Here is an 8,075-nt window from a genome sequence, read left to right as displayed (position 1 = left end):
CCAGGCCTCGCGGACCCGCATGAGGTCGGGCCCCAACCCGCGCAGCCAGSCCTCGGAGGGTAGTCCTCGCGGGCGTCGGGGTTGGCGACGAGGCGAGCGAGCTGGACCTGAAGGTGGCGCAAGGGGGTGAAGAGCATTCTTTCGAGCAGCAAACCCACCAGGAAGATGGTGCCACCACCGGAGAAGCAACCCAGCCAGAGCACCAGCCGGGCCAGCCCCTGGGGCTGGAACAGGCTATCCAGCCAGGCGGCAAAGATGGCGCCGCCAAAGATGCTGATACCGCTGAGAAGCAGCCACAGCCCGATCAGGCGCTGGCGCCTGGGGAGCTTGCCACGCATCATCAGGCATCCTCGGCCAGCAGGGACTTGACCTTCTCGACCAGCGCCTGGGTCGAGAAGGGTTTGGTCACGTAATCGTCGGCCCCCAGGGCGAGTCCCTTCTCCTTTTCCACCTCGCGACCATGGGCCGTCAGCATGATGATTGGCAACCGGGCATGCTGTGGATCGTTACGCAGTTGTTCCAGCACGTCGAAGCCACTGATGCCGGGCAGGCTGATATCGAGCAGGATCAGATCCGGCGGCGTTTCGGCAACGCTTTCGAGTGCGCTTTCGCCATCCTCGGCGGTAATCACATCGAAGCCGGCCTGCTGCATCAGGAACTCGATCGACAGAACGATGTTGGGTTCATCGTCCACCACCAGCACCTTGGCCATCGGCTACTCCTCATATAGTGTCTTTTATACGTTGTTACCGATCAGTCTAGTGGGCGCGGGGATGCCGGCAAAGACGACCTTGGGCCAAACTGGCATGGGCGTTGGAGTGCACCGGTGCCATTTCCTGATTCGAATCCATTTTTTTCAGAGAGAGTCTCTCGATGATACGTGTTCACCATCTGCAGAATTCACGCTCACAGCGCGTGCTATGGCTGCTCGAAGAACTCGGCATGCCGTACGAAGTGGTCGAATATCGACGCGACCATCAAACGCTCCGGGCGCCAGCATCCCTCAAGGCTATTCATCCGCTGGGCAAGTCGCCAGTCATTTCCGATGAGAGCCGTGATGGCCGCGTTGTGGCTGAATCGGGTGCCATTCTCGAGTATCTGCTCGATCAACATGATCCCGAGTCGCGGTTGCGCCCCTTACCGGGCAGTGCTGCCCACGAGCGCTATCGCTTCTGGCTGCATCATGCCGAGGGAACGGCCATGCCACCGCTGGTCATGCGCCTGGTGTTCTCACGGCTGAGCAAGCCGCCAGTGCCGGCATTGGTGCGTCCGTTAGGGCGGCTGTTTGCCAAGGGAGTGGAGCAGCAGTTTCTGGGGCCGGAAATCCGCTCACTCAGAGCGTATTGGGAGTCGGCGCTGACGGAGTCCCCGTGGTTTGCCGGCGAGAGCTTCAGTGCGGCCGATATCCAGATGAGCTTTCCCGTGCTCGCCCTGGCTGGTCGAGGGGGGCTCGAGGGCTACCCGAAGCTGCAGGCATTTCTCGAGCGCTGCCGCGCGCGGGACGGCTACCGCAAGGCGGTAGAGCAGGGTGGTGAATTTCAGATCAATTGACGTTTGGGCTAGCGACTTTCATCGCCGTTCCCCGCCTTGCGGAACTTCGGTCCCAATGGCCCGAGCCACAGCCACACCTGAAGCACGATGAGGATGGGCAGCAGCCAGGTCGGTGCGCCGGTGGTCGACGCCAGGACATAAAAGATCATGTAGGCGGTGATGCCGCCAAGCAGTCCCACGACCGGGAACATGAAGGGGCGCTCATAACCTGGCCGGCGCGTCAGGCGGAACAGCGAGCCGGTGAAGGCACCAAAGGCGGCGGCCATGGCGAAGTGAAGCAGGATCTCTTGCATGGAAGTCTCGTTAAGCTGGGAGCTGATCGATCATTGATGTCAGCGTACCGTGTCCACCATGAGTAGGCCATTAAGACCTTGGACTAGAAGCCTGCCGGAGGCTCGTGGGCAGTGAGGAAAGACCTTTCCGGGGTGATATCCCGAAGTGGCATCCGCGCACAGGCATGGTGAAAATGGCCGTTCCTGGTCTAGGCTTTGGGTGATCCGACGTCACCCTGGATGTTCGTCCTGTCCCTTTCATCCTAGATCAGGCAGTGCCTGATACTGCACGCTCCAGCGCTCGCACAGCATGTGAGCCGACAAGAACCAAGAATCCTTGCAAAGGAGCCGACCATAATGAGCGCAATCGTATTGTTGGTCCTGGGTCTTGCCGCGATGGCGGCGGGGTATTTTATCTACTCCAAGTTCATCGCCGAGAAGATCTATCAGCTGGATCCGGATTTCAGGACACCTGCCACGAGTTCGAGGATGGCGTCGACTTCGTGCCGACCAATCGCTTCATACTCTGGGGGCATCACTTCACCTCGGTGGCGGGGGCTGCTCCCATCGTGGGGCCCGCCATCGCCGTGATCTGGGGCTGGCTGCCGGCCTTTCTCTGGGTGATCCTGGGTACTATCTTCTTCGCCGGTGTGCATGATTTCGGGGCCATCTGGGCCAGCGTGCGCAACAAGGCCAAGTCCGTCGGGGCCTTGACCGGTGACGTGGTCGGCAAGCGTGCCCGCAGCATCTTCATGATCGTGATCTTCCTCGTGCTGCTGATGGTCAATGCGGTATTCGCCGTGGTGATCGCGGGGCTGATGATGAATTTCTCCAGCGCCGTGGTTCCGGTCTGGGGCGCCATCCTGGTCGCATTGATCATCGGACAGCTGATCTATCGCCGCATGCTGACCCTGCCCATGGTCTCGATCATCGGGGTCATTGCGCTCTATGCCCTTATCGGCATTGGCCCTTCGGTGCCATTGCAGATGCCCGCCGAGGTGGCCGGTCTTTCCGGCAACGCGGTATGGATCCTGATCCTCTTCGCCTATGCCGCCATCGCTTCGCTGCTGCCGGTGTGGGTGCTGCTGCAGCCCCGCGACTACATCAACGGTCTCCAGCTGTTCATCGGCCTGATCGTCCTCTACGGTGCCATCCTGTTGCTTAATCCGACCCTGGTGGCGCCGATGGTCAACGACAACGTACCGGCCGGAACGCCCTCGATGCTGCCGTTGCTGTTCGTCACCATCGCCTGTGGCGCCATCTCGGGCTTCCATGGCCTGGTCTCCTCGGGCACCACATCCAAGCAGCTCAACAAGGAAACCGACGCCCGTTTCGTGGGCTATTTCGGGGCGGTGGGCGAAGGCATGCTGGCGCTGGCCGCGATCCTTGCCGCCACGGCCGGCTTTGCCACCTTCGCCGACTGGGAAGCCATGTACACCGCCTTCGGGGCCGGGGGTGTTACGGCCTTCGTCGAGGGCGGGGCCTTCATGATCCACAATGGCCTTGGCCTGCCGGAAGCGACCGCGGCGACCCTGCTCACGGTAATGGCAGCGCTGTTCGCCGGCACCACCATGGATACCGGGCTGCGTCTGCAGCGCTATATCTTCCAGGAGTGGGGCGAGATCTATAACCAGCCCTGGATGAAGAAGAACGCGCCGGCAACCCTGCTGGCGGTGGGCAGCTGCCTGCTGCTGGCGTTCGGTGCCGGTGGCGCCGATGGCACCGGCGGCATGATCATCTGGCCGTTGTTCGGCACCACCAACCAGCTGCTTGCCGGCCTGACGCTGCTGGTCATCACGGTGATGCTGGTGCGCCTGCGGCGCCCCATGTGGTACACGCTGGTGCCGCTCTGCTTCCTGCTGGTGATGACCATTGCAGCCCTGTTGATCCAGCTGCGTACCTTCTTCGAGCAGGGCAACTACTTCCTGCTGGTCGTCGATATCGTGGTGTTGATTGCCGCGATCATGGTGGCCATGGAGTGCGCGTCTGCCCTCAAGCGCTCCCGGGCCGAGATGGCCGAGCAGAGCGACAACTGACAGCGGAGGGTTAGCCTATGCACGACGACCATGACAGCGGTCATGATCCTCGTCTCGAACGGATTCGGGCCTGGCTCGGCCAGGCCCGTTTCTTCGCCGAGGAGGTCTACGCCTCCCGCTATCGTGGCGCGATCGCCCGCGCGCGGCGGGACGAGGATGACCTGTTCATGCTGCTGGTCTTCTCGGAGATGATGGGCGTGCCCAATCCGGCCGCCTACTACACCCTGGAGCTGCAGCCGCTGCTGCTCGAACGCTTCCACGACTGGCACCGCCGCATGGGCATGGAGCGCTCGCCGCTGGATCATTTCAAATGCTGCTGACGCATCGGCTGGGGCGCCGGGGACAGGCCATCGAGGAGGTCATTTGCCAGGGGTGAGGAGCACTGCTCCGAACGGGCTGGCGATGGATGGCCAGCACCGGTCCTGCAAGCGGAGCAGGATGCGAGAGCGAAGCAGGAAAAAGTCGCTTCCAGGGAGGGATTTACAGCGCCCCTGCGGAGGCCTGTCGACGGGTCAGCCGAGGATAACTGCCAACCGGTTATTGGTCTGGAAAATCCATGAAAGAGTTGCTGGAAAAACGCCTGCTATGGGTCGGTGGCAAGGGCGGTGTCGGCAAGACCACCGTGGCAGCCTCGCTGGCGGTCCTGGCGGCGCGTCGCGACCGCCGCGTGCTGGTGGTTTCCACCGACCGGCCCACAGCCTGGGGGACGTCTTCGACCGGGAGCTGGGCGATATCCCCCGCCGGTTGCTCCCGAACCTGGATGCTATGGAGATCGATCCGGACATCGAGGTCGAAGCGCACCTGGCCCGTGTCACCCAGCAGATGCGACGCTATGCCGCCCCGGAGATGATGGCAGAGCTGGAGCGTCAGATGCGCTTGACGCGGCAGTCCCCCGGCACCCAGGAGGCGGCGCTACTGGAGCGGCTCTCGCGGCTGGTGACAGACGACGAGGCCCCCTATGACCTGATCATCTTCGATACCGCGCCCACTGGGCATACGCTGCGGCTGCTGACGCTACCGGAGGCAATGGCCGCCTGGACCGATGGACTCCTGTCCCATAGCCGCAAGTCCGAAGAGCTGGGCAAGGTTCTGTCCCACCTGACGCCCAGGCGGGGCCGCGATGTGGCGACGCCCTTCGACGACCCCAAGGAAGATCCGCTCAGTGACCTCGATGAGAAGACGCGGGATGTGGCCCGTACCCTGATCGACCGGCGGCGGTTGTTCCACCGTGCCCGTCGGCGTATCGAAAACCCGCAGGAGACGAGCTTCCTGTTCGTGATGACCCCGGAACGCTTGCCGATCCTCGAGACGGTGCGTGCCGTCGAGGCGCTGGAAGCGGTGAAAATCCCGGTGGCCGGCACCCTGGTGAATCGGGTGATACCCGACGATGCCGATGGCGAGTTCCTGCGCGCGCGCCGCGAGCAGGAAGCCACCTACCTGGCACGTATCGATGACCAACTGGCGAGGCTCCCGCGGCCACGGCTCCCCTGGCTTCCCACCGATGTCCAGGGAATCGATGTCCTGGAGGGGCTGGCCGATCGGCTGGAGGCGCTGGGTTTCTAACGCCTGTCACCTATATGGGCAGCCTCTCCCGCAGTGCTATCACGGCCTGTCCCAGCCATTCGTTCAGTGCCCGGGTGCTCTGGTTGAGGTGATACGCCCGGGGGACCCAGGCGTGCCACCCTTGTGGCGGCGGGCTGGCGAACTCCGTCGGCGCCGGGACGACCGTCAGCCCGGCGGCCTCGAATTCGGCCACGGCCCGAGGAAGATGCCAAGCCTGGGAGATCAGCGTCACATGGCTGATATCCGCGGCAAGCAGCATGTCGGCGCTGAACCGGGCGTTCTCGGTGGTGTTTCGGCTTTCGCCCTCCAGCCAGCGAACCGGCACGTCGAAGACCTCGCGCAGCGCTGCCGCCATCAGGCTGGCCTCGGCGCTATGCTCGTCGTGCACCCGACCGCCACTGACGAGTATCGGCAGGCCGACGCTGCGATGCAGGTGCGCCCCGTAGGCAAGGCGCCGCCAGGTGGCGTTGGCGGGGGCGTCACCCCAGCCGAACTCCGGTGCATCATAGTCACGGCCGCCCCCCAGGACCACGATGGCTTGCGCGGTCTCCAGCTGGCTGGGTACCGGTACGGGATAGGATTCCAGTCCCTGGCGCAGGGCGTGACTGGCCGTAGGGGTAGAGAGTGCCAGCAGCCCGACCAGGCCCAGCAGCACCGACAGGGCACCGGTCAGGCGCCGCAGGCCGAGCATCAGCCGAGCAATACCAGCAGTACATTGAGGGTGGGTGGCAGCAGCAGGAATTTCAGGTCGCTCATGTCGGTCTCCGGCGAGTCACACGTCGCTGAGCAGTTCCAGCCGGCGACTGGGCCAATGAACCACGGCAGTGCGCTGAAGCATGCGCTTGGCCAGCTGAGGGTGTTCGCGGTGAATGACCTGGATGGCGAATTCCGTGAGGAAATGGGATTTCATTTCTGCACGGGCCCGGTCCACGCCGACCTCCTGATAGGGGGTTGAGGCCAACAGGAGGAAGCCGTCTTCGGGAATGCGGCCTGCCTTCATGTTGGCATCGATAATGGCCGCAGCAGTGCCGATGGGCTCCGAAAGGTCAGGGCTATAGGGTCCGACGATCAAGGCGGTATTGGGCAGGTGCAGGAAGTCGAAGCCGCGGCCCACGCAGATAACCCACTCCCTGTGCTCGATATCGAGCTTGCGGGAGACGCCTCGCAACGAATCCACATGCTGCAGATTGCCTTCCAGCAGTGGCAGCAGGTCGCGACGGATATCGGATGGCATGTCGGGGCAGAGGGCAGTGATCCGGCGGTCAAGGTTGCCAGCATCGGCGAGGTTCAGTTCCCCCATGTCGAGACGGGAATCGTCATCGCCATGCACGATGAGGCGTCGCTGTCGGTTTCGAAGCCACAGACCAGAGGGTAGACATGACGGTGGTCATGGCCGAAAAGTTGCTCGGCCTGGGCACGGATCGCGCGGGCATGGGCCAGGGCCGCCTCGGCGTCACAGTCAAAGCCGGCACAGCCGCGATTTTTCTCACCCCGTGAGAAATGATAGGTGATGATCATCAGCACGCCATGGCCGCCGCGAGTTGCCTCGTACACCGTATCGGCGAGCATTTCGCCCAGGTAGGGCCAGCCGAGATGGAAGATGCCGCCAAGATTGCGAAAGGGCGTGATGATACCCAGCGGTGTACGCGTGGCGTGGGGAATATGAATACGTCCGTCCATGCATTTCATCACCACGATTCGCGTGGGGTGAGCGGCAAGATAACGCTCTCGAGCCAGCCAGGCGGAGGGGCTGCAGAAGGCATCGGCGTGCTCCCGGGAGAGGGCGAGCAGTGCCTCGATTCGTTCTTGAATGGGACGGTCGTGGATGCGCATGGAGCGGCTCGGTCGTTGTTATTGTCGGCTTTCCAGAGTCGCTATCCTCCAATAGCGTGCGCGAATATGCAAAACCGCCCTTGGTCGCAGTCGTGGTTCAGGCGATGTCGACCTTGTCCTTGAACTCGCAGAGATCCTCGATGACACAGCTGCCGCAGCGCGGCTTGCGCGCCACGCAGGTGTAGCGTCCATGCAGGATCAACCAGTGGTGGGCATCCTGCAGAAACTCCCTGGGGACATGGCGCAGCAGCTTGTTTTCCACCTCCACCACATCCTTGCCCTTGGCCAGTCCCGTACGGTTCGAGACCCTGAAGATGTGCGTGTCCACGGCAATGGTGGGCTTCCCGAAGGCGGTGTTGAGGATCACGTTGGCGGTCTTGCGGCCGACGCCGGGCAGCGCTTCCAGCTCGGCGCGGGTGCAAGGAACTTCGCCGCCATGCTGCTCGACAAGCAAGCGGCAGGTCTTCATCAGGTTCTCGGCCTTGGTGTTGTGCAGGCCAATGGTCTTGATGTGCTCCTTGAGCCCGTCGATACCGAGGTCGAGTATCGCCTGCGGCGTATTGGCCACCGGGAATAGCCTGGCGGTTGCCTTGTTCACGCCGACGTCCGTGGCCTGGGCGGAGAGCAGTACCGCTGTCAGCAGCTCGAAGGGGGTCGACCAGTTCAGCTCGGTGGTGGGCTCCGGGTTGTGCTCCCGCAGTCGTGTAAAGATCTCGTGGCGCTTCTGGGCGTTCATCTCGGGGCCGGTTCTCTGGAGGTCAACGTGATGGGGAGTTGTCGAGGGCGGTGCGGGCGTCGTCGAGCAGCCGGCTCGCCTGTG

At 63.1% G+C, this 8,075-nt stretch carries 6 protein-coding genes and 4 pseudogenes; 4 read left to right on the top strand and 6 right to left on the bottom strand.

From position 1 onward, the window contains the following. Both Q427_RS04020 and Q427_RS04015 read right to left on the bottom strand, forming a co-directional pair. Window positions 1-341, bottom strand: a pseudogene (locus tag Q427_RS04020) (DNA polymerase III subunit epsilon); the annotation flags it as partial. Beyond that, a complete protein-coding gene (locus Q427_RS04015; RefSeq protein WP_043511232.1) occupies window positions 341-712 on the bottom strand; it encodes a response regulator transcription factor in 372 nt (123 codons plus the stop codon). The pseudogene Q427_RS04020 and the gene Q427_RS04015, both read right to left, overlap by 1 nt. Before the next feature lie 161 nt (window positions 713-873). Here Q427_RS04015 and Q427_RS04010 point away from each other — a divergent pair, with 161 nt between their 5' ends. After that, on the top strand, window positions 874-1,551 hold the full coding sequence (locus tag Q427_RS04010; RefSeq protein ID WP_043511230.1) for a glutathione S-transferase family protein: 678 nt from the start codon (window positions 874-876) through the stop codon (window positions 1,549-1,551). A gap of 8 nt (window positions 1,552-1,559) precedes the next feature. On the opposite strand, the gene Q427_RS04005 is transcribed toward Q427_RS04010, so the two are convergent. Next, the gene (locus Q427_RS04005; protein WP_043511228.1) at window positions 1,560-1,844 is read right to left on the bottom strand and encodes a hypothetical protein; all 285 of its coding nucleotides are present in this window, start codon (window positions 1,842-1,844) and stop codon (window positions 1,560-1,562) included. Between the two features lie 336 nt (window positions 1,845-2,180). Here Q427_RS04005 and Q427_RS04000 point away from each other — a divergent pair. The 3 genes and pseudogenes from Q427_RS04000 to Q427_RS03990 all read left to right on the top strand — a co-directional run bounded on the left by Q427_RS04000 (window position 2,181) and on the right by Q427_RS03990 (window position 5,422). Beyond that, window positions 2,181-3,859, top strand: a pseudogene (locus Q427_RS04000) (carbon starvation CstA family protein). Window positions 3,860-3,876: 17 nt separating this feature from the next. Beyond that, the gene (locus Q427_RS03995; protein ID WP_043511226.1) at window positions 3,877-4,179 is read left to right on the top strand and encodes a cory-CC-star protein; all 303 of its coding nucleotides are present in this window, start codon (window positions 3,877-3,879) and stop codon (window positions 4,177-4,179) included. Between the two features lie 236 nt (window positions 4,180-4,415). Further along, window positions 4,416-5,422, top strand: a pseudogene (locus Q427_RS03990) (ArsA family ATPase). 10 nt (window positions 5,423-5,432) lie between these two features. On the opposite strand, the gene Q427_RS03985 reads toward Q427_RS03990, so the two are convergent. From Q427_RS03985 to nth, 3 genes and pseudogenes are all read right to left on the bottom strand, one after another. Beyond that, window positions 5,433-6,113 (bottom strand): YdcF family protein, encoded by a 681-nt coding sequence (locus tag Q427_RS03985; RefSeq protein ID WP_231613393.1) that lies wholly within the window; start codon window positions 6,111-6,113, stop codon window positions 5,433-5,435. 81 nt (window positions 6,114-6,194) lie between these two features. After that, window positions 6,195-7,255 (bottom strand): annotated as a pseudogene (locus Q427_RS36705) (hypothetical protein). Window positions 7,256-7,352: 97 nt separating this feature from the next. Then, window positions 7,353-7,991, bottom strand: coding sequence for an endonuclease III (gene nth, locus Q427_RS03975; RefSeq protein WP_043511223.1), 639 nt, complete (start codon window positions 7,989-7,991; stop codon window positions 7,353-7,355). Window positions 7,992-8,075: the final 84 nt, after the last annotated feature.

The sequence above is a fragment of the Halomonas sp. BC04 genome (assembly GCF_000568385.1).
The sequence above is the reverse complement of the archived record's forward strand: the minus strand, read 5'-3'. Positions and strand labels throughout refer to the sequence as shown.

What these genes read in the sequence shown, in the direction of transcription:
- Q427_RS04015 (WP_043511232.1), bottom strand. Translation starts at nt 712, where the DNA reads ATGGCCAAGGTGCTGGTGGTGGACGATGAACCCAACATCGTTCTGTCG.
- Q427_RS04010 (WP_043511230.1), top strand. Translation starts at nt 874, where the DNA reads ATGATACGTGTTCACCATCTGCAGAATTCACGCTCACAGCGCGTGCTA.
- Q427_RS04005 (WP_043511228.1), bottom strand. Translation starts at nt 1,844, where the DNA reads ATGCAAGAGATCCTGCTTCACTTCGCCATGGCCGCCGCCTTTGGTGCC.
- Q427_RS03995 (WP_043511226.1), top strand. Translation starts at nt 3,877, where the DNA reads ATGCACGACGACCATGACAGCGGTCATGATCCTCGTCTCGAACGGATT.
- Q427_RS03985 (WP_231613393.1), bottom strand. Translation starts at nt 6,113, where the DNA reads ATGCTCGGCCTGCGGCGCCTGACCGGTGCCCTGTCGGTGCTGCTGGGC.
- nth (WP_043511223.1), bottom strand. Translation starts at nt 7,991, where the DNA reads ATGAACGCCCAGAAGCGCCACGAGATCTTTACACGACTGCGGGAGCAC.